Genomic DNA, 26,222 nt, shown 5'->3' on the forward strand with positions numbered 1-26,222 from the left:
CAACATTTGAATCGATGGATGCCTCGCACTTTTTATATTAACGTTATCTGCTTTATGTTAAGCTTCAGGTCCGATGATGGAAATCGCTGGCTCAGCTTTTAATATTTTCGAGATAAGACGATCTACAGACTCCATCGTTACCGCATCGATGGACGCGAGCACTTCATCTACTGACCGATGTCTTCGGTGCACTAATTCACTAGTACCATTTCGGTTCATACGTGCGCCTGTTCCTTCAAGGCCAAGCACAAAGCTTCCTTTTAACTGTTCCTTGGCATTATCTAACTCTTCCTCCGTCACGCCCCCCGCTACGATATCAAGTAATGTGGCATCAATGGTATGTTGCAATTGTGATAGTTGTTGACGACTTGCACTGCCGTAAATTGTAAATGCCCCAACATCTGCGTAGCAAGATTGGTAGGAGAAAATTGTATATGCTAAGCCACGCTCTTCACGTACTTCTTGAAATAGTCGAGAACTCATATTGCCACCAATAATATTATTTAACGCAATAAAACTATACATATCCGGATCTTTGACGCCAATAGCTGGGTAAGAAAGGGCTAAATGCGCCTGCTCCGTATCTCGCGTTTTCGTTATTTCTCCTGGATGGAACTGAGGATTTGTTAGGACAGGCACAACAGCAAGTGGTGATGCTTCGTAACGTCCGAATAAATCTTCAATCGTTGTTAATAGGGTTGGAGAAATATTGCCTGCCACAGAAATGACAATCGATTTTGGTCCATAATGTTTCGCCATATAATTGCGAATCATATCTGCTGTAAATGTTTTTAACGTAGCGGCAGTCCCTAAAATCGGGCGACCTAGGGCATCATTTGGATACATGACTTGCCAAAGCTTTTCATGCACATCATCATCTGGAGCATCTTCGCTCATTAATATTTCTTCTAGTACGACCTGGCGTTCCTTTTCTAATTCCTCTTCTGCAAATGTCGAATGAAAAAACATATCTGCAAGGATTGTAATAGCCAGCTCTGCATGATGGTCTAAAACTTTCGCATAGTAGCAAGTATTTTCTTTTGAAGTAAAGGCATTTAATTCGCCTCCAATACGGTCAAACTCTTCAGCGATTTGGCGAGCACTTCGCGTTGTTGTACCTTTAAAAAGCATATGTTCGATAAAGTGCGTAATCCCATTTTCCTCAGGTAATTCATAGCGTGAACCAGCATTGACAAATATGCCAAGAGCAACAGATCTAACATGATCAATTTGCTCTGACACAATACGCACACCGTTTTGACATGTATGTACTTGTACCAAATATTTTCCTCCTCTTATACATCCGTTTTATTTAAAAAAGGCTGCGCATCATACGCAGCCTTTTTTTATCAAATTATTTACCTTGTTCTGCGCGTTCTTTTTCTTCTTGAATAACCACTTTACGAGATAAATTCACACGACCTTGTTTGTCGATTTCAATTACTTTTACAAGTAACTGATCGCCTAGTTTTAACACATCTTCCACTTGCTTTGTACGTTCCTCTTGAATTTCAGAGATGTGTAATAAGCCATCTTTCCCTGGGAAGATTTCACAGAATGCACCGAATTTTTCGATACGTTTTACAGTGGATAAGTAGTATTCGCCCACTTTTGCTTCACGTACGATGTCTTCGATAATTTGTTTTGCACGAGCGTTCATTTCTTCGTCTGCTGAAGAGATGTAAATTGTACCATCTTGTTCTGTATCAATTTTTACGCCAGTTTCTTCAATAATTTTATTAATTTGCTTACCGCCTGGTCCAATAACATCGCGGATTTTATCTGGATTGATACGTACAATCACGATTTTTGGTGCATAAGCAGATAATTTTTCACGTGGTTGAGCCAATGTTGCAAGCATCGATTCTAAAATATGCATACGGCCAATTTTAGCTTGAGTCAATGCTTCTTCTAAAATATTTCGTGATAGACCGTCAATTTTAATATCCATTTGAAGTGCTGTTACGCCTTTAGCCGTACCTGCTACTTTAAAGTCCATATCGCCAAGATGGTCTTCCATACCTTGGATATCTGTTAAAATGGAATAATGCTCGCCTTTTTTAATCAGCCCCATCGCGATACCTGCAACAGGTGCTTTTAACGGAACACCAGCATCCATCATAGCTAATGTAGAAGCACAAATTGACGCTTGTGATGTTGAACCGTTTGATTCAAGTACTTCTGATACACAACGGATTGTGTATGGGAATACAGATTCATCAGGAATGACTGCTTCTAGTGCACGCTCACCTAGAGCACCGTGACCGATTTCACGACGACCTGGTCCACGAATTGGGCCTGTTTCCCCTACAGAGAATTGTGGGAAATTGTAGTGATGCATAAAGCGTTTAGATTCCTCAACACCTAATCCGTCAATAATTTGAACATCACCAAGTGCACCTAATGTACAAATTGATAAGGCTTGAGTTTGTCCACGTGTAAATAATGCTGAACCGTGCGTACGTTGTAATAGGCCTGTTTCAGAAGAAAGTGGACGAATTTCATCCAACTTACGACCATCTGGACGGATTTTATCTTCTGTAATTTGACGACGTACTTCGTCTTTTACCATTTTATCTAAAATAGTATGCACTTGTTTCATTGTTGTTTCATCGGCTTCTTGCTCTTCATAAGAAGCAATGATACGATCTTTCACCGCAGTGATTGCTTCATCACGTGCATGCTTTTCAGCTGTTTGAATAGCGTCATGCATATCAGTTTCACAAGCTGCTTTAATATCTGCTTGAATCGCTTCATCAATTTCAAATAATGTGACAGGTAATTTTTCTTTCCCTACTTCAGCAACAATTTGTTCTTGGAAAGCAATTATTTTTTTAATTTCTTCATGACCGAACATAATTGCTTCTAACATTACTTCTTCAGGCACTTCTAAAGCGCCCGCTTCAACCATGTTAATAGCATCCTTGTTACCCGCTACAGATAAATGGATTGTTGACATGTTCGCTTGCTCAACAGTTGGGTTCACGATGAATTCACCGTCAATATAACCAACTTGTACACCGGCAATTGGTCCATCGAATGGAATATCAGAAATTGCTAATGCTAATGATGAACCTACCATTGCTGCCATTTCAGATGTGCAATCAGGGTCATTAGACATAACCATAGAAATAACTTGTACTTCATTACGGAAACCGTCTGGGAACATCGGACGAATTGGACGGTCAATTAAACGGCTTGCTAGAATTGCTTTTTCAGATGGGCGTCCTTCACGTTTAATAAAGCCGCCAGGAATTTTACCTGCTGCATATAAACGTTCTTCGTAGTTTACTGTTAATGGGAAGAAATCAAGTGGTTTTGGTGATTTTGACATTGTTGCTGTTGCAAGTACAGAAGTATCACCGTAGCGTACTAATGCTGCTCCATTTGCTTGTTTTGCTAACTGTCCTACTTCAATTACAAGTGGACGGCCAGCCCATTCGTAGGAATAGACTTTCTTTTCGTTCATTCAATGAACCCCTCTCTATTATAAAAACACTTACTCGTCTGTATGTACTAATAGTAAGTGTACCAAAAATGCTTGTTCTATGCTAAATATTTCATGAAATAATCATACATTTAAATTCAGTTATTGCCAATTTATTTAGGATTTATTGCTTTATTTGGTTTTAATGGCGTTTTTGCTTGTTTTCATCTTATATTTTTACTTACTATTCATTATCTGTTGCTATTCGTCGTTAGCTAGAAAGTTTATAAACATAAAGAAAAAGCGGGAATAATCCCGCTTTTCGATTGTCAATTAGCGACGTAAGCCTAAACGATTGATTAGTTCACGGTAACGTTGAACGTCAGTTTCACGAAGATATTTAAGTAAGTGACGACGACGACCTACCATTTTAAGAAGACCACGCTCAGAGTGGAAATCTTTTTTGTGTGTACGTAAGTGAGTGTTTAAAGCGTTGATTTCAGCTGTTAAAACTGCAACTTGTACTTCTGGAGAACCAGTGTCACTTTCGTGAGTACGGTACTCAGCGATAATTTCGTTTTTACGTTCTTTTGTAATAGCCATTTGTATTGACCTCCTAAATAATTGTTAAATCCCCATTAGCACAGTAAACGTTGGAGTCATCGGTATACCGAGCTAAGGTTAAGCACTTTATGCACTTATGAATGTTACCATAAAACAATGGGGCAAGCAAGTAATAACATAGCTCATACCATATGGTGCTGCGGACAGCGCTATTTCATAACATGAAAAAATTGTATAGCCTCTTGCTTATCTTTCTCTATTTGAATTTTTAGCGCTTCAATTCCGTCAAACTTCCGCTCGCTTCGAATACGTTTATACCAAGCAACATGTACTTCTTCCCCATAGATGTTTTTCTCGAAGTTTAAAATATGTACTTCGATAGATAATTGCTTGTCGTTTGGATCTTTAAATGTTGGTTTATAACCTACATTACATACACCATCATACCAATTATTTTGTACAAGCAATCGTACTGCATACACACCACTTGCTGGAATGTAAGTACCCTCTAGTGCTTGTACATTTGCAGTAGGAAAGCCGATTGTACGTCCACGTTTATCGCCATGCACCACAATACCCTTTATTTCAAATGGACGTCCTAGAAGCATACGAGCAGCCTCCATATCGCCCTCTTGTAATAATTTACGAATGCGTGTTGAGCTGATTTTCTCAAGCGAGTCAACTTTCTTATCGACCACCGTTACACCATATTCGCCATTGCTTAAGACACGCATATCTTCCATCGTGCCTTTACCAAATGCCCCAAATGAAAAATCAAATCCTGCTGTAACATGTTGAATATTGAACCCTCGAATAAAGGTATCAATAAAAGCAGCCGGTGACAGCTTCGCAAAGTCTGATGTGAAGTGTACAACAAATACCGTATCAACACCTAGTTCTTCAAACAGCTGTAATTTTTGCTGTAGTAATGTAATATAAAATACTTTTTCATTGCGTCCGCCTAGCACTAATGATGGATGCGGATCAAATGTCATAACGGCAGTCGGGATTTGTCGCTTGTCCCCCTCTTGCTTGGCCGCTTCAATAACCGCCTGATGTCCAATATGTACACCATCAAAAAAGCCAATTGCCAATGAGTACGGCTGTATACTTTCTCGCTGTTGTAATTGGTGTGGGTATTTTAAATGAATGACCTCCATACAAAAAATCCTCCTACTCTATCGTTGGGAACATTTTATGTGGCTTCATCAACCCTTCTTTTGTCGGATGGGCTTGGTAAACCGCAAATGCTTTCCCTTTGATTCCAAACACAATTTTATCATGCACCTTTAATAATGCATCTGCTGGAAGCACTTGTCCATTGAAAATTTCTTTTTCAATCGATGATGTTATTTCAATATATGGATAGTCTGATAATGCATATTCTACTGGAAGAATGCATGTATGAATTTGTTCATTTTCCATTAATTCTGCAACTTGTGCTAGTGTAAAACAATTGTCTTGTGTAAATGTGCCAGAGGCAGTTCGCACAAGCTCTTGCATATGTGCAGGGTAGCCAAGCGCTTCACCAATTTGTACAGCTAATGTACGAATATATGTGCCTTTGCTACATGAAATCCTTACAGGGAATGTAATTTCATGCCCTTCGTAAATTTCCTTATCATCAAGCAACTCTAACGCATAAATTGTTACCTGTCTTGTCGGTCTTTCCACCGTTTCGCCTTTACGTGCATATTCATATAGCCGTTTCCCATTGACTTTAACAGCTGAAAACATCGGTGGTGTCTGATTAATAACACCCGTTAAGGAAGCTAAGACATCCAGCAACTCCGCACGCGTAAACGCCTTATTTGTAGTATCTTCCGCAACCGTTTCCCCTTCTGCATCTTCAGTCGTCGTTGTTCGCCCAATGGAAATGACTGCCTCATATGTCTTTCCTGCATCCGTTAAATATTCGGCAATGCGGGTTGCCTGTCCGATACAGATGGGCAGAACCCCTTCTACTCCTGGATCTAAAGTGCCCGTATGGCCAACTTTTTTTGTTCGCAATATTTTTCGTAATTTAAAGACGCAATCATGACTCGTCATGCCACGTTCTTTCCAAAGCGGTAAAATACCGTTCATCTAAATCCCCCTTTAGCATCATCACATGAAAAAAGCCTGCCTGCATGAAGATGCATGTGGCAGACTTTTACTGTTGTTATTCTTTGTGTAAACCACGTAGTAATGAATCAATGCGGTTACCATACTCAATCGATGAGTCAAATTCAAAGATTAATTCTGGTGTTCGACGTAAACGAATACGAGAACCGATTTCAGAACGGATAAAACCAGCAGCTTTTACTAAAGCTTTTAGCGTTTCCTCACGTTCACGTTCATTGCCTAATGATGTAATATAAATTGTCGCTTGTTGTAAATCACCTGTTACATCTACACCAGTAACAGTAACGAAGCCAACACGCGGGTCTTTAATTTTACGGCCAATAATATCACCAAGCTCTTTTTTCATTTGCTCAGCAACACGGTTTGAGCGTAGAGACATAATTAGTCACCTCTATTTCGATGTTCAGCTATTTGCGTTAAGCGAATGACTATGTCAATAAAAGGTTTTAAAGAAACCTAACACTTTCATTGACAATAACCATCCTAAATCTCACAAATAACCTTTGCTGCTTATAAATAGTCTCGCCACACATTAAGTTGTTCCCAAGACGGATTTGACTGCAAATAATGAAGGGCGTGATTGATTTCACGCTCTGCTGCGTCCTTCGAGGAAGAAACAGCAACAAGCGCTAATTTCGTACGCTGCCATACATTTTGATGGTCAACTTCGGCAATGGATACATTAAACTTCTGTTTTGTGCGCGTAATCATACGCTGTAATACAGCGCGTTTTTCCTTTAACGAATGGGCAGTTTGGATAATAAATTCTACCTCAACGTATACAATCATTATGCACGTTTAACTTCTTCCATAATGTAGGCTTCAATGATGTCGCCTTCTTTAATGTCATTGAAGTTTGTAATCGTAATACCACATTCGTATCCTCTTGCCACTTCTTTTACTTCATCTTTGAAACGTTTTAATGTATCTAATTCGCCTTCGAAGATTACCACGTTGTCACGAATTACACGGACACCAGAATCACGTGTTACTTTACCTTCTGTTACGTAAGAACCTGCAATTGTACCAACTTTAGATACTTTAATTGTTTGACGAACTTCCGCTTGACCGATGATTTTTTCTTCAAATTCTGGGTCTAGCATACCTTTCATCGCTTGCTCGATTTCTTCAATTACTTTATAAATAACACGGTGTAGACGAATATCTACGCCTTCTTCCTCTGCTGCACGTTTTGCATTTGTATCTGGTCGTACGTTGAAACCAATTACGATTGCATTCGATGCTGCGGCAAGAGAAATATCTGATTCAGTAATTGCGCCAGCGCCAGTATGAATAATTTTCACATTTACGCCTTCTACATCAATTTTCATTAATGAAGCAGCCATTGCTTCTACAGTACCTTGAACGTCAGCTTTAACGATTAAGTTTAACTCTTTCATTTCGCCTTGACTCATTTGTTCAAATAAGTTATCAAGCGTGACACGTTGTTTTTCAGAACGTTGTGCTTGAATAGCTGTCATTGCACGAGTTTCCCCAACTTGACGAGCTGTTTTTTCGTCTTCGAAAACAACGAAGCGGTCCCCAGCTTGCGGTACATCGTTTAAACCTGTAATTTCTACTGGTGTTGATGGACCAGCTTCTTTTACGCGACGCCCTTTATCGTTAACCATTGCACGAACACGGCCATAAGCGTGACCAACTACGATTGGATCACCAACTTTTAATGTACCGTCTTGTACTAATAGTGTTGCAACAGAACCACGGCCTTTATCAAGCTGTGCTTCAATTACAGTACCAAGTGCTAAACGATCTGGATTTGCTTTAAGCTCTCCCACTTCGGCAACAAGTAACACCATTTCTAGCAATGTATCAATACCTTCACCTTTTAATGCTGAAATTGGCACGAAAATCGTATCGCCACCCCAAGCTTCAGGTACTAAGCCATGCTCAGTTAATTCTTGCATTACACGATCAGGGTTTGCTGAAGGTTTATCCATTTTGTTGACAGCAACAATAATTGGCACTTCTGCAGCTTTTGCATGGTTAATGGCTTCAACTGTTTGAGGCATCACACCGTCATCAGCTGCCACTACTAGAATTGTTAAGTCCGTTACTTTTGCACCGCGCGCACGCATTGTTGTAAATGCAGCGTGCCCTGGTGTATCAAGGAACGTAATCTTTTTGTCGCCTTCTGTTACTTGATAAGCACCGATATGCTGTGTAATACCACCAGCTTCTCCAGCTGTCACTTTTGTATGACGGATTGAGTCAAGTAAAGTCGTTTTACCATGGTCAACGTGACCCATAATTGTTACTACAGGTGGACGTTCTGATAATTCCGCTTCATTGACTTCTTCTGTTTGCTCGAAGTGAGTTTCTAAATCCGTAATATCTACACGAATTTCTTCTTCAACTTCTACACCGTAGTCTGCGCAAATTAATTCAATTGCATCCTTATCTAATTCTTGGTTAATTGTCGCCATTACGCCAAGCATAAATAATTTTTTAATGATTTCAGATGGTTCACGGTATAATTTTTTTGCTAATTCAGCTACTGAAAGCGATTCAACAAAAGTAATTTTTTCTGGTAATTCTTTTTGTTTGATTGGTAATGTTGGTTGATGCGTTTTTGGATGACGGCGTTTACCACCGTGGATTCCTGGTTTTGGACGTTGGTTGTATCCACCACCGCCTCTGCGATTATTATTATTATTGTTATTATTATTATTTTGTGTCATATTTCTATTTTGATTACCTTTAGTATTCTTAGATTTTTCGTTAGACGAATTTGAGTTTTGTTGCGTATTATAATGATTTGCTTTCGGCGTCGATGTAGCAGATTGCTGCTTTTGTCCATCTTGTTTTTTCACCGATTGCTGTGGTTTTTGTTGTCCATTCGCTTGTGAACGTTGTGTTACATTTTGAGTAGCTTGCTTTGCCTCTCTTTTCTCTGTCGGTGCTTTAAATGATTGGTTTAACTTTGCCACAGTATCTTTTTCCAACATAGACATATGGTTCGTTACACTCACATTTAATTTACTTAGCGCTTCAATAACCTCTTTACTCGATTTATTCACTTGTTTGGCATATTCATGAACTCTGATTTTGGTCATCTGCTCACCCCCGATTATTTTTCGTTGAGTAGACTAGACAATTTACTTGCAAAACCTTTATCGGTAATAGCTAAAGCCACTCGGGCCTCCTTACCTGTAGCATGTCCTAGATCATAACGATCGCCAATTACATGATACTCAACGTTGTAATAAGTGCATTTATCTTGAATTTTTTTGCTAGAGTTTTTAGAAGCATCGTTTGCAAGCAGTACAAGCTTAGCATTACCATTGCGGACTTCCTTTACTACTAACTCTTCTCCTGAAATAACTTTACGAGCTCTTGCAGCTATACCAAGCAAATTAAACACTGCTTGATTGGTCATAAAATAGCCTCCCTACGAATGAGCAATAGTAGCTCTTCGTATATCTCTTCAGGAATTTTTGCATCAAGTTGGTGCCCTAAAACATTTTTCTTACGCGCGATGTCAACCGCCTGTTCAGACTTTGAAACATAAGCGCCTCGTCCAGGCTTTTTCCCTGAAACATCTACGCTAACCTCGCCCTCTTTCGAGCGAACAACACGAATCATTGCTTTTTTCGGTAGCATTTCTCCAGTAGCTACACATTTTCGAAGTGGTACTTTTTTATTAACCGCCATAAGAATCACCTTTCCTCTCTGAAGCTTCGTAAGAGGTGGACCAGCCATAACCAAAACGCCAAGGTAGAATTTTGTGATTTGAACATTGCGGAGTACAATCCCGTCTCTCAACACTCAAGACCTTCGCCACAGTTCCTGGCTTTATTCAGTCGGCCCAGGACGCCCACTGAATAAAGCCAGGTGACCAGTCACACGGGCTTTCTTACTTATTCTTCGTCGTCTTGATATAAGTCAACTGTAGCTTCTTCGTAGTCACTATCATCAGCAGGTACGAAAGTGCTTGTTGCAGATGGATAAATCCCTAACTCACGTGCATCTGTTTCACTTTTAATATCGATTTTCCATCCAGTTAATTTTGCAGCTAAACGAGCATTTTGACCGCGTTTACCAATTGCAAGAGATAATTGGTAATCTGGTACTACAACAGTTGTTGATTTTTCTTCTTCATTTACTTGCACATCTAAAACTTTTGAAGGGCTTAATGCATTTGCTACAAATACAACAGGGTCTTCTGACCATTCAACGATATCAATTTTTTCACCATTTAATTCATTGACAATTGTTTGAACACGTGCACCTTTCGCACCTACACATGAGCCTACAGGATCAACTTCTTCGTTATGTGCATGGACTGAAATTTTAGAACGGTCTCCCGCTTCACGAGCAATTGACTTGATTTCTACAATGCCTTCATAAATTTCAGGCACTTCCATCTCAAATAATCGACGTAATAAGCCTGGATGTGTTCGTGAAACGATTACTTGTGGACCACGTGTCGTACGTTCAACCTTTGTAATATATACTTTAATACGATCATGTGGATGATACGTTTCACCTTGGATTTGTTCATTTTGTGGTAATGCAGCTTCTACTTTACCAAGACCCACGTAAATATTACGCGCATCTAAACGCTCGACTACACCCGTTACAATGTCATCTTCACGATCTACGTATTGCTCATAAATTAAGCCACGTTCTGCTTCACGTACACGTTGTGTAACGACTTGCTTCGCTGTTTGTGCAGCGATACGCCCAAAATTACGAGGTGTTACTTCCTGTTCAACAATATCTTCTAATTGGTAAGCAGGGTTGATGGCCTTCGCATCTTCTAAAGCAATTTGTAAACGGTCATCTTCTACTTCTTCAACAACATCTTTACGTGAAAATACACGAATTGAGCCTTTGTCTAAGTTTAAGTCAACACGAACATTTTGAGCTTGGTTAAAGTTGCGCTTGTAAGCTGTAACTAATGCCGCCTCTATCGCTTCGATTAACACATCTCTTGAAATTCCTTTTTGTTCTTCTAGCGCCGTTAGCGCATCTAACAAATCACTACTCATTTTATTTTCACTCCTAAATATGCATTATGCTGAAAAATCGATGGCAAGTCGTGCCAAAGCGATTTTTTCCTGTTCAATTGTTACGGTAATTTTGCGTGTTTTAATAGGTACTTCCATCACTAATGTATGTTCATCGTATGACGTTAAGTAGCCTTGGAATTCCTTCATGTCCTTAATGGGTTCATAGGTTTTCACATAAATAAATTTGCCAACGGCTTTTTTAAAATCAGTATCTTTTTTTAATGGACGTTCTGCACCTGGTGAAGATACCTCTAAATAATAATTTTGTGTAATAGGATCTTTTTCATCCAACAGTAAACAAAGTCGTTCACTAACTTGAGCACATTGGCCAATGTCAATTCCACCCTCAGGTGTATCTACATAAACACGTAAAAACCAGTTACGTCCTTCTTTCACAAACTCGACATTCACCAACTCAAGATTTAACTCTTCGACAATCGGTGTAGCAAGTTCTTCAATTAAAGATGGTACTTTGCTCATTGTTTCCTCCTGCGTTTTTCAATTTCAGGCGTAATAAAACAGAAATTCCACCAGTAATGTTGGTGAAATTTGACGGTCTTACCTGCTGTTAGTCTAAAAAATTTGTTTTGCTTCGGTATAACAACAGAAAAGAGCGGGAATGCCCCACTCTTTTGCTGGAAAACTATCAACAAATTATTACCATAAGGATAGCACAATTTACGTCACAATGCAAACTTCCTTATTTTAGACATTAGAAGAGTGATAACTGATTCGCATCAGGCATACCTTCTAAACAACCTAATTGATCCATATACTCAATTAATGTTTTCGATACACGTCCACGTTGCTGTAAATCTTCTTTCGATAAGAACTCGCCATTTTCACGTGCCGCTACAATGGTTTTGGCAACGTTCGTACCAAGTCCAGGAATCGCATCGAATGGCGGTATTAAAGAATTGCCATCAATAATAAACTCACTAGCCTGTGAACGATATAAGTCCACCTTTTGGAAGCTCATGCCACGCTCGCACATCTCCAGTGCAAGTTCCATTACTGTCAGTAAGTTTTTCTCTTTCGTCGAAGCATCTAAGCCCTTCATATTAATTTCATCGATCCTTGCACGAATCATTTGGGAACCTTGCGTCATCGCGATTAAATCAAAATCATCTGCCCTTACGGTAAAGTAGGCAGCATAATACAAGATTGGGAAATGCACTTTAAACCAAGCAATACGTACTGCCATTAAAACGTAGGCAGCGGCATGGGCTTTAGGGAACATATATTTAATCTTTTTACATGATTCGATATACCAAGCAGGTACCTTATTTGCTAACATCTCTGCTTCAAATTCCTCTGATAAGCCCTTCCCTTTACGCACAGACTCCATAATTTTGAAGGCTAAAGATGGTTCAAGCCCTTGGTAGATTAAATACACCATAATGTCATCACGACAGCCGATTACTTCTTTTAACACACATGTACCATTTTGTATCAGCTCCTGTGCATTACCAAGCCAGACGTCTGTTCCGTGCGATAGACCAGAAATTTGCACCAGCTCCGAAAAGGTAGATGGTTTCGTATCTTCTAGCATTTGGCGAACAAATCGTGTACCAAATTCCGGAATCCCTAGTGTTCCTGTCTTACACCCAATTTGCTTTTCTGTCACACCTAGCGATTCAGGTGAACTAAAAATTTTCATAACAACCGGATCATCGGTCGGAATTGTTTTCGGATCAATGCCAGATAAATCTTGTAACATACGAATAACAGTCGGATCATCGTGTCCAAGAATATCGAGTTTTAAAATATTGTCATGAATGGAGTGGAAATCAAAGTGTGTTGTTCGCCACTCCGAATCTTGTGCATCCGCTGGGAACTGCACTGGTGAGAAATCATAAATATCCATATAATCTGGTACAACGATAATCCCACCTGGATGTTGACCTGTTGTTCGTTTTACACCTGTACAACCCTGTACTAAACGGTCTACTTCAGCACCTCGGAAATGAAGGTTATTGTCGCTCGCATAGCCTTTAACGTAACCATATGCTGTTTTCTCTGCAACAGTACCGATTGTTCCAGCACGGAACACATAATCTTCACCAAACAGTACTTTTGTATAGTTGTGGGCTTGCGGTTGGTATTCACCTGAGAAATATGACGATAGGTAAGCATTTGAAGTCATCGCTAGCTTTTCCCCCGTCCCACACCGTGCATGAGGCTTTCACACTCACACGGCGTTCCATCGTTAATATTGTTGAAAGTTAGAGGCAACTAACATTAACGACTTGTGCCCTTCCCTCTGAAATGTTTTGTCCTCCGACTTATTGGATATTCAGTCATCTATGGCATTTCTTCACTGGTACTACGGCACTACTGCCACTCCTTTTAAGTAAGTTATAGCTAATAGCCTTTCCTTACACCGTCGTCAGCGGAATGCAACTTCCTCTTACGTTAGGAGCTTCACACGTTCCACTATTTCTATCTGTACATCTTTCCTTAGGTTCCCCCCTAAATTCCGCTAGGCCAGCATGTGCCTATAACACAAGATGGATTTTCATAACCAAACGCTTACTCATCCACACCTAGAAGTCCTATTTGGACCCCGCAGCATTTCTACTACGTGACATTCACGAAAAGTCAGTCGAGGGTTCGTCCCAGTCATTCTACTGATTCTAACCATAGAAAGTTTATAGACGCCAGACCTATCATTCACAAGATTGCTCTCTTTCCACAGCCGTACTGTTTGGGTGAACTTCAGCCTACTTTAACGAGCTTCATACAAGTTTCAATTTTGCAGTTATCCACTTGCATGTCGTAGCTTCAGCGAGTATGTTTCAGGGCGTTACTCCGTCATTCCATACTTTGAAATAGTAGTTCTACCAAATTGGTGGCTAATCTTTTCAATTAGCAACGTGTCGCACTCAAATCGATATCAGGTACTTTATCTCCTTTAAAACCAAGGAAAGTTTCGAATGGAATATCTTGTCCGTCTTTTTTATAAGGTGTACCACATTCCGTACAATCTTTGTTCGGTAGGTCATAGCCCGAGCTAACAGAACCGTCATTGAAAAACTCGGAATGCTTACAATTTGGACAAATATAATGCGGTGGTAACGGGTTTACCTCCGTAATTTCCATAAAGGTTGCCACTAATGAAGAACCAACGGAACCACGAGAACCTACTAAATAGCCATCCGCAAGTGACTTTTTCACAAGCTTTGCAGAAATTAAGTAAATCACACCAAATCCATGCCCTAAAATCGACTTTAGCTCTTTCTCGATACGAGCTTTAACAATTTCTGGTAATTCTTCGCCATAGATACGATGGGCCATCTCATACGTTAAATTTGTTACTTCATCATCAGAACCTTCAATTTTAGGTGTATATAAATCATCCTTAATCGGCTTTACATCGTCAATCATAGCCGCAATTTTTTGCGTGTTTGTAACGACGATTTCTTTTGCAAGATCAGGGCCTAAAAAATCAAACTCTTGCAACATCTCGTCCGTCGTTCGAAAATGAACCGCTGGCAGCTTGGATCTATTTAAAATATTGGCGCCACCTTGAGAACCAATCAGTATCTGTCTAAACATAGCATCGTTCGGATCCAGGTAATGAACATTTCCTGTAGCAACTACAGGCTTATCCATCTTCTTGCCAAGTTTCACAAGCTTGCGAATAATATCCTCAATGGTCCATTCATCGCGCACGACATTACGTTCAATTAACGGAGCATATACAGCCTTCGGTTGTACTTCAATATAATCGTAAAACCTTGCGATTTGTTCTGCTTCCTCAGGTGATTTATTCATCATCGTCTCAAACAATTCACCATTACTACAGCCGGAACCAACTAACAGTCCTTGTCGATATTGTTCCAACGTCGCACGTGTTACACGAGGGACACGATAGAAAGTTTTTGTATGCGAATGAGACACAAGTTTAAATAGATTTTTTAAACCGTCATTATTGACTGCTAAAATCGTACAATGCATCGGACGCGCTTTTTTATAGGCATCACCGCCGCCAATATGCTTATTGAAATCATCGTGATATTTAATGCCGAGTTCATCCGCTTCTTTTAACAGATGCAATAATAAATAACCTGTTGCTTCCGTATCATAAATGGCGCGGTGATGTTGCGTTAATTCAATGCCGAATTTTTTACATAATGTATTTAAGCGATGATTTTTCATCGTAGGATGGAGCAAACGAGCAAGTTCTAAAGTATCAATTACTGGGTGAATCGTATCTTCCAGACCGTATTTTTTATAACCAGTATAGAGGAAGCCCATATCAAAAGAGGCATTGTGTGCCACTACGATTGCGTCTTCTATAAAGGCATGGAACTCATGAATCACTTGCTCCACTTCTGGCGCATTGCGAACCATCTCATCTGTGATGCCGGTCAGTTCGATTGTTGTTGCAGACAATGCATGATGTGGATTTGCAAAACTTTCGTATTTGTCAATCACATGTCCGCCTTTAATTTTGACTGCTGCAAGCTCTATGATTGTATCGTAAGCAGTAGAAAGCCCTGTCGTTTCGACGTCAAACACCACATAGGTCGCATCGTCTAATGCACGATGCTCAGAAGCATACGCAATCGGTACACCGTCATCGACTAAATTAGCTTCTAAACCGTAAATCACTTTAATGCCGTGTTTTTTGCCTGCTCCATAAGCTTCAGGGAAAGACTGCACGACCGCATGATCCGTTATCGCAATCGCTGGATGACCCCATTTCGCCGCTTGAGCCACTAACCTATCTACCGGTGTAACTGCATCCATTTGACTCATCGGTGTGTGCAAATGGAGCTCTACTCGTTTTTCACCTTCTGGCGCCTTGTCTTGTCGTGTTTCTTTTTTAATTTCATTAATATCATTTGCCATCACAATTAAATCACGAATAAAGGTATCGGTTTGAACCGAGCCACGTACTTTCACCCACATACCCTTTTTCAAATGCTGCATCAATTCCGCATCATCGTTATCCCGTGAGAACATTTTTACAACAATTGAATCCGTATAGTCCGTAATTTTAATTTGTAGAAGTGAGCGTCCACTTTTTAATTCTTTAATTTCGGTATCGAAAACAAACCCTTCAATAATAACGCGACGTTCTTCTTCCACTATGCGCTTAATTTCCATAATTTCATCGTCTTTAATTTGCATACCAAGCTGAAATGGACGATCACCGAGGGCCGCCAATGCTGGATTGTCCTTTTTGTCCTGCTCACGTTTTTGGAAGTCTTGCATTGCTTGTTGAGCCATCGCTGCTTCTTCTAAGCGTTTTTGCTCGATAAATGCTTCTTGGGCTTCACGCATTTCTTCTGTTTCCTCTTGCAGCATAAAATCAAAGGCAATTTGCGGAAATCCAAATTGACTGTAGCTAAGAGCTAGCTTTTCCGCATATTTCGTTTTCAGCATCATCAGTTCCATTTCCTGCACGCAGGATAACGTAATTTTTTGCCCATTCCACATCGGTATTTGCGATACAAGGCAATTTTTTAAGGTTGGTGCCATATCGTCGATTTGCTCAACAATGGTTAACCAATACGCTTGAATCAGCTCTTCCGTAACATTTTTTTCAACTGTTTCAAAAGTTGTTTCGATTTGGGCTATAGCAGCGAATTTTTCAGCTAGATGTGTACGAAATAGTTGATATAAGGGAAATGGAAGTATGCCACGTAATTTAATATTAAAATGCCAGAGTCTATTTTTTTTATGCACAGTAAGACGGGCTAATTCGCCTTCTTCAAAAAAGGACATATAAACATCTTCTGTTAACTCTAGTTGTTGCAAGAGCATTTGAAATCTTTGTCTTGCTTCTTGTTGCTGTTCCAATCAATGACACCTACTTTCACTTTAATGGGCAAGAGGCTCTAATCACCTCTTGCTCATTGTTATCTAGCAAATACTTTTTCAACTATGATGCAAAAAAATTCGCTCCCTTTCCACGGGCTATTCCAGCAAGCCTCACTTTACTTTTATAGCAGTGAGATTTGCTTGGTTTCCCGTAGGAGTGTCGCGAATTCGTTTGCTTGTCCTCATTCATCTTCCAAAAGATGTTGCTAGTAAGAACATCTATATCTTTTGGCTATTATGTTACCAAAGGATTTTAATTTTTGCGGAAAAATTCATTTAAACGATCAATGACTTCTTCTTTTTTCCATTCAAATGTTTCACCTGTTTGACGGAATTTCACTTCGACAACACCTTCTGTTGCCTTTTTACCGACTGTTACACGAACTGGTAAACCTATTAAATCTGCATCTGCAAACTTCACACCTGCACGTTCAGCACGATCATCTAATAGTACATCATAGCGATATGATTTTAATAAGCCATATAACTCATTTGCTAATGAAACTTGTGTTTCATCTTTCGTATTAACAGGTACAACATGAATGTCATACGGAGCTAGTTGTGTTGGCCAAGTAAAACCATTTTCATCTTGGAAATGTTCAGCTACTGCAGCTAGAATACGTGACACACCAATACCATAGCAACCCATAATAAACGGCTGTGACTTTCCTTGCTCATCTAAAAATGTTCCATTCATTTTTTCAGAATAGGTAGTACCTAATTTGAAAATATGACCAACCTCGATACCTTCTGCAAATTTAATGATGCCTTGTCCATCAGGAGATGGGTCTCCTTCTTGGATAAAGCGAATATCCAAGTATTCATTGACAGCAAAATCTCGCTCTGGGTTAACATTTACTAAGTGGAAGCCGTCGTCATTGGCACCCGCTACCCCGTTACGAATTGATTTAATTGCATGATCTGCAACAACTTTGACCTCTACAGGTAATTTTACAGGGCCGATTGAACCTACGCCACAGCCTAGCAATTGACGAATAGCTGCTTCGTCAGCAAGTTCTACAGAACCAGCATCTAGTGCATTTTTTAGTTTAATATCGTTAATTTCGTGATCGCCACGAGCAAGGACTACCACTAATTCACCATCAACATTAAATACTAATGATTTAATAACATTTGAAGGTGCTACTTGTAAAAATGCAGATACTTCTTCAATTGTTTTTTGATCTGGTGTTGCTACTTTTTCAAGATCTTTTAACGCTTCATTGGCTGGTTGATACTCTACAGTGACCTCAGCCATCTCAATGTTTGCCGCATAGTCTGATGAATCAGAGTAAGCAATTGTATCTTCCCCAATTTCAGAAAGTACCATAAATTCATGTGTACCTTTACCACCAATTGAACCAGCATCGGCAATAACTGCACGATAGTTTAAACCAAGACGCGAGAAAATATTAGAGTAAGCGCGGTACATATCCTCATATGTTTCATCTAAGCTTTCCCGTGAAGCATGGAAAGAATAAGCATCTTTCATAATAAACTCTCTTCCTCGTAATAAGCCAAAACGAGGGCGTTTTTCATCGCGGAATTTTGTTTGAATTTGATAGAGTGTTAATGGTAATTTTTTATATGATTTAATTTCATCACGTACTAAAGTCGTAATGACCTCTTCATGTGTTGGTCCTAAGGCAAAGTCACGATCATGGCGATCTTTTAATCGCATTAGTTCTGGACCGTATTTTTCCCAACGGCCGGATTCTTGCCATAGTTCAGCAGATTGCAATGCAGGCATTAATAATTCGATAGAATTGATGGCTTCCATCTCTTCGCGAATAATATTTTCGATTTTTGTTAACACACGTTTTGCAAGCGGTAAATACGAATATACCCCACTTGTATTTTGACGAATAAACCCTGCACGTAATAATTGCTTATGTGATTTTACATCTGCATCAGCAGGTACTTCACGTAGCGTTGGGATAAATGTTTTACTTTGCTTCATTCAGTGTTCCACCTTTTTAATAAATAAATTTATACTCTAATTAGCATAAACAAATTTAGCTTTGAACGCAATGTTTCAAAATAATTGCGCTCAAAGCTATTTTACATTTTATTTTCACTTTAGCCTAACCATGTTTCGATTTTACGTTATAAACAGTCACGCATCATCCAAATATTAGGAATATAAAAGTCGATTGTCATTACGTACTTGCTAGAAGAAGAAACGTTGGATATCGTTCCACGTCACAACCACCATTAATATCATCAGCAAGACGATACCTACAAAGTGCACCATACCTTCTTTTTGACGATCAATTGGTTTGCCTCTTAAAGCCTCAAAGCCAAAGAACAATAAGCGGCCTCCATCTAATGCTGGAAGAGGTAATAGGTTCATAATACCAAGGTTGATACTTAGCATGGCAGCAAAATTGATTAATGCGAAAATTCCCAATGTCGCAACTTCTTCAGTTGTTTTATAAATCCCTACAGGTCCTGATAATGCATCAATAGTAAATTGTCCTGTAATAAGCATACCTAGTAATTCAAAGATTTTAACCGTCATATTATACGTTGCTTGTGCTCCGTATACCACTGCTTTTAATGGGTTATAAACACGCGGACTATCATACTTTACACCAATTTGTCCAAGCGTCTCGCCTTCTCGCTTCACTGCCTTAACTGTTATATTTAAGTTTTCGATTTGTCCACCACGCTCAACCGTTACATTAATCTCTTGATTAGGGCGATTCTGTACAATGGCAGCTAAATCCTGCCACTTTTCAACTGCTTGTCCATCAATCGAAGTCACCTTATCTCCTGCTAGCATCCCAGCTTGTGCTGCCGGATCATTTGCTACTACTTCTGTAATAATCGGCTCATATGTTGGTACACCGTTTATTAAACCAATAAGCAAATAGATGAAAAAGGCTAATATAAAGTTAAATAATGGTCCGGCAAAAATGGTCATCGCACGTTGCCCAACTGTTTTTGCGTTAAATTGACGATCATATGGCGCAATTACTGTTTCTCTGCCATTTTCTACAACAACACAATCTCTTGCAACACTATAACGAACTAAATTTTCTTCCTCATCATAGCCTTCAATAAATAATTCTCGTTCTAAATCAGCTCGTTCCACCTCTAAAAATAATAAATCTGGTAATTGTCTATTATTTTGATTGAAGATAATTTTTTTGGCGATATTATCTTCATCGACAATAAGCCCTACACGGTAGCCAGGCTGTAATTCAATACCATCCATATCTTCGCCTGCCATGCGGACATATCCACCGATTGGCAATAAACGGACTGTATAAATTGTTTCCCCATGCGTCTTGCCATAGATTTTCGGACCCATACCGATTGCAAATTCACGCACCATAATCCCCGCACGCTTTGCAAATAGGAAGTGGCCAAGTTCATGGAAGAACACGAGCAAGCCAAATATTAAAATAAATGCAATGGCTGTTTGCATAATACCCCACCTTTAAAAGCGAATAGTTAACGAAAGCTTCCTGTCGTTATTTTACCATGTCTAACACTATTTTTCTTGTTTCTCTGTCCACATGTAAAATTGTTTGCAAATCTGGCACGAATACATTATTGTGTGCCTGCATGACACGTTCAATTGTTTCATCAATTTCAAGGAACGTTATTTTGCCTTGTAAAAATGCTGCAACTGCCGCTTCATTCGCAGCATTCATTGCCGTTAAAATGGTACCGCCTGTACGCCCTGCTTCGAATGCTAAGCGCAACGCTGGATACCGTTCAAAATCCATTTCTTTAAAATGCAGTTGACCAATTTGCGCTAAATTAAGACGTTGTCCATTTTGGAGCGGCATACGATCTGGATAGCTTAATGCATATTGGATTGGTACACGCATGTCCGGCGTACCAAGCTGAGCAATTACGCTAGTATCATGATACTCAACAAGAGAGTGAATAATACTTTCTCTGTGTAAAAGTACATCAATTTTATCATAAGGCATATCAAATAAAACATGTGCTTCGATTACTTCAAGCCCTTTATTCATCATAGTAGCTGAATCTATCGTAATTTTTGCACCCATTGACCAGTTCGGATGATTAAGTGCATCGGCAACCGTGACATGTTTTAACTCCTCACGTGTTTTGTCGCGGAAACTTCCTCCAGAAGCTGTAATGATTAAACGCTCAATATTTTTCGGATTTTCGCCATTCATTGATTGGAAAATAGCCGAATGCTCACTATCCACTGGTAAAATTGTAGCATTGTATTTCTTTGCCTCTGCCATAACTAAATGACCTGCTGTGACAAGCGTTTCTTTATTGGCAATCGCAATCGTTTTGCCCATGCGAATAGCAGCTAGTGTCGATTCAAGTCCAACGCTACCAAGAACTGCATTCACGAGCACCGTCGAATCAGGATGTGTAGCAACCTCTACAAGCCCTTTTTCACCAAATGTAAAGTGTACTTGCGGGTAGTCTTTTGCGAGAATAAGTGCATCTTCCTCAAGCTGAACCGATACCAGTTCAGGCTTTAAAGTCTCTATCATTTCACGTGTTTTTTCTATGTTTTTTCCTGAAGAAAACGCTACAAGATGAAATGCATCACGTTGTTCTTTTAAAATATCATAGGTTTGCCAACCGATAGAACCAGTTGCACCCAATAAACTAATTTTTTTCACGACAAAACGTCCCCTTTTTCTATCTAAGCGATCTATTTCATAATTCGCATTTTCATCCATCATTCATCATTGCGTCCCGATTTTATTCGAGTTTGCTCGACAAGCAGCTGGCGGTCGCTCTTTGGTGAGTAAGTCGAGCTATTTACGGCTCGCTTTTCAAAGTGAGGTCGCCCGCCTTGCGCCCATCGATATATCTTTTCCTAAAACTATAGGCAAATGACGCTTCCTAACAAGGTCTTACATACTTAGCTACCGAATAAATGTAAAAAATGCAGTAGTGGCACGACAAATAATAAACTATCAAAGCGGTCTAGAATCCCGCCATGTCCTGGTAAAATATTGCCTGAATCTTTTACGTCAAAATGGCGCTTGATAGCTGATTCCACTAAATCGCCCATCTGACCAATTATCGAAGCAAAAATCGTGATCACAATAAGTGAAACATAACCGTTAGCAAATGGATAAATCGCTTGCATAGCTATAGCAAAAATAACCGCTATAACAATCCCACCAACAAAGCCTTCAATCGTTTTCTTCGGTGATATTTCAGGCCAAAGCTTATTTTTACCTAGTTTTCTACCTACAAAATAGGCTCCTGAATCTGTTGTCCAAACAACAAGTAAACAATATACAACAAACTCAAGACCATAGTTTCGCGTTTCGATTAAATAATGGAAACCTAATCCTACATAAAACGCCCCAAGCAAAATAAAGCCAACTTCATCAAATGTAATTTTATTTTTCACTAGGACTACGTAGATAAGTAACAGCATGACCAGTCCGTAAATAATCATTAGAATCGATGAGTAGCCGATTGCATGTACTACCTCATTTGCCCAATCTTTTGGTATGACAAGCATAATAAGCGTTAGTAACCCGATAATACCAGGTACTGAAAAAATCGAAATACCTTTCATCTTCAGTATTTCATAAAAGCCTACAACAGCCATTGCTAGTACAAGTAGTGTAAATGGCACCTTTCCATAAATAACAAATGGAATAAACAGTGCCGCGGCAATGATTGCTGTGATGATTCGTTGTTTCAAGATGTTTCTTCTCCCTTCAACCCACCGTAACGGCGATTACGTTTTTGATAGTTTTCCACCGCTTCCAGAAAGTTTTCCTCGCTAAAATCTGGCCACAATGTATCTGTAAACCAAAATTCTGTGTAGGCGAGCTGCCATAACATAAAGTTACTTAATCGCACTTCACCACTTGTACGAATGAGTAAGTCTGGCTCTGGTAGATGAGCTGTCATTAAATGAGCTGTCATACATTCCTCATTTATGTCTTGTATAGTTAATTGACCGTCCTGTACTTTTTGAAGCATCGTTTTCATGGCACTTACCATTTCTGAACGACTACCATAATTTAATGCAAAGTTTAAAATTAACCCTGTATTATGCTTCGTCTCTTCCATTGCCTCATACAATGCTTTTTGTGTATGTGCTGGCAAGAGCGTCGGATCTCCAATCATTTCAACTCGCACATTGCGCTCCATCATTTCCGGTAAAAAAGATCCTAAAAATTCTACAGGTAGACGCATCAGAAAATCGACTTCAGGCTTTGGCCGTTTCCAATTTTCTGTAGAGAACGCATACACTGTTAATACTTTTATGCCAAGATCAGATGCAAATCTAGTTACCTTCCGTACCGTCTTCATACCTTCATGGTGCCCAGCAACACGTGGCATGGCACGTTTTTTAGCCCAACGTCCATTTCCGTCCATAATAATCGCTACATGGGCAGGAATCGGCTCGCTTTTCGCAAGGGCAACACGTTCCTCCAATGATAGTGTATCCATATTTACTTGTTTACCTAATAGCTTCTTAAACATGCTAACTCCCCCACTACAACTAATCGGACGTATACTAACCTATCATAACAAACAAAAGTGCTTTTTGTCTTTTTTTTCCCTCTAATTGACTATGTATGAACTAGCTTATTTTAGAACAACACACATCTTAAAGAAAATTCTTGTCTTGCTACATTCAGCAACTGCTAGTAAGCCAGAACAATGTAACGCGTATACTACGTGTAAACGAGTTAACCATTACGGCTCATAGAGAGCAGGTGAAAATTGTAACACCGATAAGAAATGAATACTTTTACAATAAAAGAGAAAAGACGTCCTGTTATGTATAGGACGCCTTCATCTCATCAAAAAGTTCCATCGTAGAAATGCAAAGCGCCTGCTTACACTTCTAGAATTTCTTTTTCTTTTTCTTTCGCTACTTGGTCTACTTTCACGATGAACTCATCTGTTAATTTTTGAATATCGTCACCGTATCCACGTAAATCGTCTTCTGTGATTTCGCCTGCTTTTTCAAGTTTTTTAAGATCATCATTCGCATCACGACGAACATTACGTACTGCGATTTTTGCATCTTCAGCTTCTTTTTTCACTTGTTTTACAAGGTCTTTACGACGTTCTTCTGTTAACGCTGGAATCATTAAACGAATAACAGAACCATCATTTGTCGGTGTAATACCGATATCTGACTTCATAATCGCTTTTTCAATTTCACCTAAAATGGATTTATCATAAGGTGTAATCACTAGTAAACGAGCTTCCGGTACTGCAACACCTGCAAGTTGATTGATTGGTGTTGGCGCACCATAGTACTCTACAGAAATACGGTCTAGTAGAGATGCGTTTGCACGGCCTGCTCGGATTGATGCTAATTCACGTGAAAAAGCAGCAATTGATTTAGTCATTTTTTCTTTCGCTTGGTCTAATACTTGTTTAGTCATTGTGCATTCCTCCTAACAACAGTTCCAATTTTCTCGCCTAGTACGGCACGTTTAATATTACCTTGCTCCGTAATTGAGAAGACAATTAACGGAATATCGTTATCCATACATAAAGTTGAAGCAGTTGAATCCATTACTTGTAACCCTTGCTGAATAACATCTAAGTATGTGAGTGTATCATATTTGATAGCAGTAGTGTCGACCTTTGGATCTGCAGAATAGACACCATCTACATTATTTTTCGCCATTAAAATCGCATCTGCGTCAATTTCTGCTGCACGTAATGCAGCTGTTGTATCTGTAGAGAAGAACGGGTTACCTGTACCTGCAGCAAAAATAACTACACGTTTTTTCTCTAAATGACGAACTGCTTTACGACGAATATATGGCTCTGCTACTTGTGTCATCACAATAGAAGATTGCACGCGTGTTTCGATACCTAATTTTTCAAGAGCATCTTGTAATGCTAATGAATTCATAACCGTTGCTAGCATACCCATATAGTCAGCGGCTGCACGATCCATACCCATTTCACTACCGATTTTCCCACGCCATATATTACCGCCACCTACAACTACAGCAACTTCTACATCAAGATCTACTACTTCCTTCACTTCTTCAGCAACAGACTTGATAATTTTTGGTGATAAACCGAAGCCAGCCTCTCCTGCTAACGCTTCACCACTTAGTTTAATAACTACTCGTTTATATTGTGGCACACTCATTGTAAACCTCCGTCAGACATTTATTTAAAACTTTTCTTTTCCTTTTCCATTATAGTATATCTAACAATAATTGCTAGTTGTGAATAATGGTAATAGAAAATTCTATCCTTTTTTAGCTCATCTCGGAAAAATAGGGAACACGTTATGTTGTGTTCCCCATTTTTGTCTAGAAAATCTAGTTATTATTTGATTAGGATCAAATGCAAGCCAATCCATCAACTGAACTAGTCTACAAATTAGTTACCTTTAACTTGGTTCATTACTTCTTCAGCAAAGTTATCTTCGCGTTTTTCGATACCTTCACCAACAGCGTAGCGTACAAAACCAGTTACATTACCGCCAGTTGAAGCAACGAAGTCGCGAACTTTTTGATCTGAATTTTTAACGAATGATTGGTCAAGTAAACATACGTCTTCGAAGTATTTACCAAGACGACCTTCAACCATTTTTGCAACGATGTTTTCTGGTTTACCTTCGTTAAGTGCTTGTTCAGTTAACACTTTACGCTCACGGTCAACTTCTTCAGCAGAAACTTCTTCACGAGAAACGTAAGTTGGGTTAATCGCTGCGATATGCATAGCAATATCTTTAGCAGCAGAAGCATCTGTAGAACCTTCTAAAGATACTAATACACCAATTCGGCCACCCATGTGTAGGTAAGAACCGAAAGCATCTGCATCAGTTTTTGATTTTACTTCAAAACGACGAAGTGTGATTTTTTCACCGATAGTTGCTACAGCTGTTGAAATTTGGTCAGAGATTTTTACGCCTTCTGCATTTTCAAGCTCTAATGCAGCTTCTACTGATGCTGGTTTAGCAGCAAGTAATTGCTCAGCTAAAGAAGAAACTAATACTTGGAATTTATCGTTTTTCGCAACGAAGTCAGTTTCAGCGTTTACTTCAAGAATAATTGCTTCGTTACCTTTTTCTAAAATATAAGTTGTACCTTCTGCAGCGATACGGTCAGCTTTTTTAGCAGCTGAAGAAAGACCTTTTTCACGTAGGAAATCGATTGCAGCTTCTAAATCACCATCAGTTTGTACTAACGCTTTTTTACAATCCATCATACCAGCGCCAGTTTTTTCGCGTAATTCTTTTACTAATTGTGCAGTAATGTTTGCCATTTAGTGTTGCCTCC

At 39.4% G+C, this 26,222-nt stretch carries 20 protein-coding genes and 2 pseudogenes; all 22 read right to left on the minus strand.

The window, feature by feature from the left end; translation table 11 throughout:
- Positions 1 to 57: 57 nt before the first annotated feature.
- The 22 genes and pseudogenes from C9J37_RS06005 to tsf all read right to left on the minus strand — a co-directional run bounded on the left by C9J37_RS06005 (position 58) and on the right by tsf (position 26,208).
- The gene (locus C9J37_RS06005; protein WP_107894657.1) at positions 58 to 1,281 is read right to left on the minus strand and encodes a M16 family metallopeptidase; all 1,224 of its coding nucleotides are present in this window, start codon (positions 1,279 to 1,281) and stop codon (positions 58 to 60) included.
- Positions 1,282 to 1,354: 73 nt separating this feature from the next.
- The gene (gene pnp / locus C9J37_RS06010) at positions 1,355 to 3,469 is read right to left on the minus strand and encodes a polyribonucleotide nucleotidyltransferase (protein ID WP_024361987.1); all 2,115 of its coding nucleotides are present in this window, start codon (positions 3,467 to 3,469) and stop codon (positions 1,355 to 1,357) included.
- A gap of 291 nt (positions 3,470 to 3,760) precedes the next feature.
- Entirely contained in the window at positions 3,761 to 4,030 is a 270-nt protein-coding gene (gene rpsO / locus C9J37_RS06015) for a 30S ribosomal protein S15 (RefSeq protein WP_008178982.1), read from the minus strand.
- 170 nt (positions 4,031 to 4,200) lie between these two features.
- Positions 4,201 to 5,151 (minus strand): riboflavin biosynthesis protein RibF, encoded by a 951-nt coding sequence (gene ribF / locus C9J37_RS06020; protein ID WP_107894658.1) that lies wholly within the window; start codon positions 5,149 to 5,151, stop codon positions 4,201 to 4,203.
- Positions 5,152 to 5,164: 13 nt separating this feature from the next.
- Positions 5,165 to 6,076 carry a tRNA pseudouridine(55) synthase TruB gene (gene truB, locus C9J37_RS06025; protein ID WP_107894659.1) on the minus strand — a complete coding sequence of 304 codons (912 nt, stop codon included), beginning with the start codon at positions 6,074 to 6,076 and terminating at the stop codon, positions 5,165 to 5,167.
- Positions 6,077 to 6,152: 76 nt separating this feature from the next.
- Positions 6,153 to 6,494 (minus strand): 30S ribosome-binding factor RbfA, encoded by a 342-nt coding sequence (gene rbfA, locus C9J37_RS06030; RefSeq protein ID WP_024361990.1) that lies wholly within the window; start codon positions 6,492 to 6,494, stop codon positions 6,153 to 6,155.
- Positions 6,495 to 6,625: 131 nt separating this feature from the next.
- Positions 6,626 to 6,904: a DUF503 domain-containing protein gene (locus tag C9J37_RS06035; protein ID WP_107894660.1), complete on the minus strand. Its 279-nt coding sequence runs from the start codon at positions 6,902 to 6,904 to the stop codon at positions 6,626 to 6,628.
- Entirely contained in the window at positions 6,904 to 9,189 is a 2,286-nt protein-coding gene (infB, locus tag C9J37_RS06040) for a translation initiation factor IF-2 (protein ID WP_107894661.1), read from the minus strand. The genes C9J37_RS06035 and infB overlap by 1 nt, the downstream gene beginning before the upstream one ends.
- A 14-nt stretch (positions 9,190 to 9,203) precedes the next feature.
- Positions 9,204 to 9,512, minus strand: coding sequence for a YlxQ family RNA-binding protein (locus C9J37_RS06045; RefSeq protein WP_024361993.1), 309 nt, complete (start codon positions 9,510 to 9,512; stop codon positions 9,204 to 9,206).
- Positions 9,509 to 9,787, minus strand: coding sequence for an RNase P modulator RnpM (gene rnpM / locus C9J37_RS06050; RefSeq protein WP_024361994.1), 279 nt, complete (start codon positions 9,785 to 9,787; stop codon positions 9,509 to 9,511). Before rnpM ends, C9J37_RS06045 begins: the two co-directional genes overlap by 4 nt.
- Positions 9,788 to 9,993: 206 nt before the next feature.
- Positions 9,994 to 11,127 (minus strand): transcription termination factor NusA, encoded by a 1,134-nt coding sequence (gene nusA, locus C9J37_RS06055; protein WP_024361995.1) that lies wholly within the window; start codon positions 11,125 to 11,127, stop codon positions 9,994 to 9,996.
- Between the two features lie 24 nt (positions 11,128 to 11,151).
- Complete coding sequence (rimP, locus tag C9J37_RS06060; RefSeq protein ID WP_024361996.1) at positions 11,152 to 11,628, minus strand: ribosome maturation factor RimP; 477 nt, start codon at positions 11,626 to 11,628, stop codon at positions 11,152 to 11,154.
- Between the two features lie 232 nt (positions 11,629 to 11,860).
- Positions 11,861 to 13,264, minus strand: a pseudogene (locus C9J37_RS06065) (PolC-type DNA polymerase III); the annotation flags it as partial.
- Between the two features lie 767 nt (positions 13,265 to 14,031).
- Positions 14,032 to 16,959, minus strand: a pseudogene (locus C9J37_RS06070) (PolC-type DNA polymerase III); the annotation flags it as partial.
- Positions 16,960 to 17,233: 274 nt separating this feature from the next.
- Positions 17,234 to 18,940, minus strand: coding sequence for a proline--tRNA ligase (locus C9J37_RS06075; RefSeq protein ID WP_107894663.1), 1,707 nt, complete (start codon positions 18,938 to 18,940; stop codon positions 17,234 to 17,236).
- A 210-nt stretch (positions 18,941 to 19,150) separates the two neighbouring features.
- Entirely contained in the window at positions 19,151 to 20,413 is a 1,263-nt protein-coding gene (gene rseP / locus C9J37_RS06080) for an RIP metalloprotease RseP (protein ID WP_107894664.1), read from the minus strand.
- A 46-nt stretch (positions 20,414 to 20,459) separates the two neighbouring features.
- Positions 20,460 to 21,605, minus strand: a complete 1,146-nt coding sequence (gene dxr, locus C9J37_RS06085; protein WP_107894727.1) for a 1-deoxy-D-xylulose-5-phosphate reductoisomerase — start codon at positions 21,603 to 21,605, stop codon at positions 20,460 to 20,462.
- 245 nt (positions 21,606 to 21,850) lie between these two features.
- The gene (locus C9J37_RS06090) at positions 21,851 to 22,651 is read right to left on the minus strand and encodes a phosphatidate cytidylyltransferase (RefSeq protein WP_107894665.1); all 801 of its coding nucleotides are present in this window, start codon (positions 22,649 to 22,651) and stop codon (positions 21,851 to 21,853) included.
- Entirely contained in the window at positions 22,648 to 23,442 is a 795-nt protein-coding gene (locus C9J37_RS06095; RefSeq protein ID WP_069510100.1) for an undecaprenyl pyrophosphate synthase, read from the minus strand. Before C9J37_RS06095 ends, C9J37_RS06090 begins: the two co-directional genes overlap by 4 nt.
- Positions 23,443 to 23,801: 359 nt before the next feature.
- The gene (gene frr, locus C9J37_RS06100) at positions 23,802 to 24,359 is read right to left on the minus strand and encodes a ribosome recycling factor (RefSeq protein WP_107894666.1); all 558 of its coding nucleotides are present in this window, start codon (positions 24,357 to 24,359) and stop codon (positions 23,802 to 23,804) included.
- On the minus strand, positions 24,356 to 25,084 hold the full coding sequence (gene pyrH, locus C9J37_RS06105; RefSeq protein ID WP_024362004.1) for a UMP kinase: 729 nt from the start codon (positions 25,082 to 25,084) through the stop codon (positions 24,356 to 24,358). The genes frr and pyrH overlap by 4 nt, the downstream gene beginning before the upstream one ends.
- Positions 25,085 to 25,320: 236 nt before the next feature.
- Entirely contained in the window at positions 25,321 to 26,208 is an 888-nt protein-coding gene (tsf, locus tag C9J37_RS06110; protein ID WP_107894667.1) for a translation elongation factor Ts, read from the minus strand.
- Between the last annotated feature and the right edge of the window lie 14 nt (positions 26,209 to 26,222).

Source organism: Lysinibacillus mangiferihumi, from assembly GCF_003049665.1.
Lineage (GTDB): Bacteria > Bacillota > Bacilli > Bacillales_A > Planococcaceae > Lysinibacillus > Lysinibacillus mangiferihumi.

What these genes read in the sequence shown, in the direction of transcription:
- rnpM (WP_024361994.1), bottom strand. Translation starts at nt 9,787, where the DNA reads ATGGCGGTTAATAAAAAAGTACCACTTCGAAAATGTGTAGCTACTGGA.
- C9J37_RS06075 (WP_107894663.1), bottom strand. Translation starts at nt 18,940, where the DNA reads ATGAAGCAAAGTAAAACATTTATCCCAACGCTACGTGAAGTACCTGCT.
- truB (WP_107894659.1), bottom strand. Translation starts at nt 6,076, where the DNA reads ATGAACGGTATTTTACCGCTTTGGAAAGAACGTGGCATGACGAGTCAT.
- C9J37_RS06095 (WP_069510100.1), bottom strand. Translation starts at nt 23,442, where the DNA reads ATGTTTAAGAAGCTATTAGGTAAACAAGTAAATATGGATACACTATCA.
- tsf (WP_107894667.1), bottom strand. Translation starts at nt 26,208, where the DNA reads ATGGCAAACATTACTGCACAATTAGTAAAAGAATTACGCGAAAAAACT.
- ribF (WP_107894658.1), bottom strand. Translation starts at nt 5,151, where the DNA reads ATGGAGGTCATTCATTTAAAATACCCACACCAATTACAACAGCGAGAA.
- rbfA (WP_024361990.1), bottom strand. Translation starts at nt 6,494, where the DNA reads ATGTCTCTACGCTCAAACCGTGTTGCTGAGCAAATGAAAAAAGAGCTT.
- C9J37_RS06035 (WP_107894660.1), bottom strand. Translation starts at nt 6,904, where the DNA reads ATGATTGTATACGTTGAGGTAGAATTTATTATCCAAACTGCCCATTCG.
- C9J37_RS06045 (WP_024361993.1), bottom strand. Translation starts at nt 9,512, where the DNA reads ATGACCAATCAAGCAGTGTTTAATTTGCTTGGTATAGCTGCAAGAGCT.
- rseP (WP_107894664.1), bottom strand. Translation starts at nt 20,413, where the DNA reads ATGCAAACAGCCATTGCATTTATTTTAATATTTGGCTTGCTCGTGTTC.
- rpsO (WP_008178982.1), bottom strand. Translation starts at nt 4,030, where the DNA reads ATGGCTATTACAAAAGAACGTAAAAACGAAATTATCGCTGAGTACCGT.
- frr (WP_107894666.1), bottom strand. Translation starts at nt 24,359, where the DNA reads ATGACTAAACAAGTATTAGACCAAGCGAAAGAAAAAATGACTAAATCA.
- pyrH (WP_024362004.1), bottom strand. Translation starts at nt 25,084, where the DNA reads ATGAGTGTGCCACAATATAAACGAGTAGTTATTAAACTAAGTGGTGAA.
- nusA (WP_024361995.1), bottom strand. Translation starts at nt 11,127, where the DNA reads ATGAGTAGTGATTTGTTAGATGCGCTAACGGCGCTAGAAGAACAAAAA.
- pnp (WP_024361987.1), bottom strand. Translation starts at nt 3,469, where the DNA reads ATGAACGAAAAGAAAGTCTATTCCTACGAATGGGCTGGCCGTCCACTT.
- rimP (WP_024361996.1), bottom strand. Translation starts at nt 11,628, where the DNA reads ATGAGCAAAGTACCATCTTTAATTGAAGAACTTGCTACACCGATTGTC.
- infB (WP_107894661.1), bottom strand. Translation starts at nt 9,189, where the DNA reads ATGACCAAAATCAGAGTTCATGAATATGCCAAACAAGTGAATAAATCG.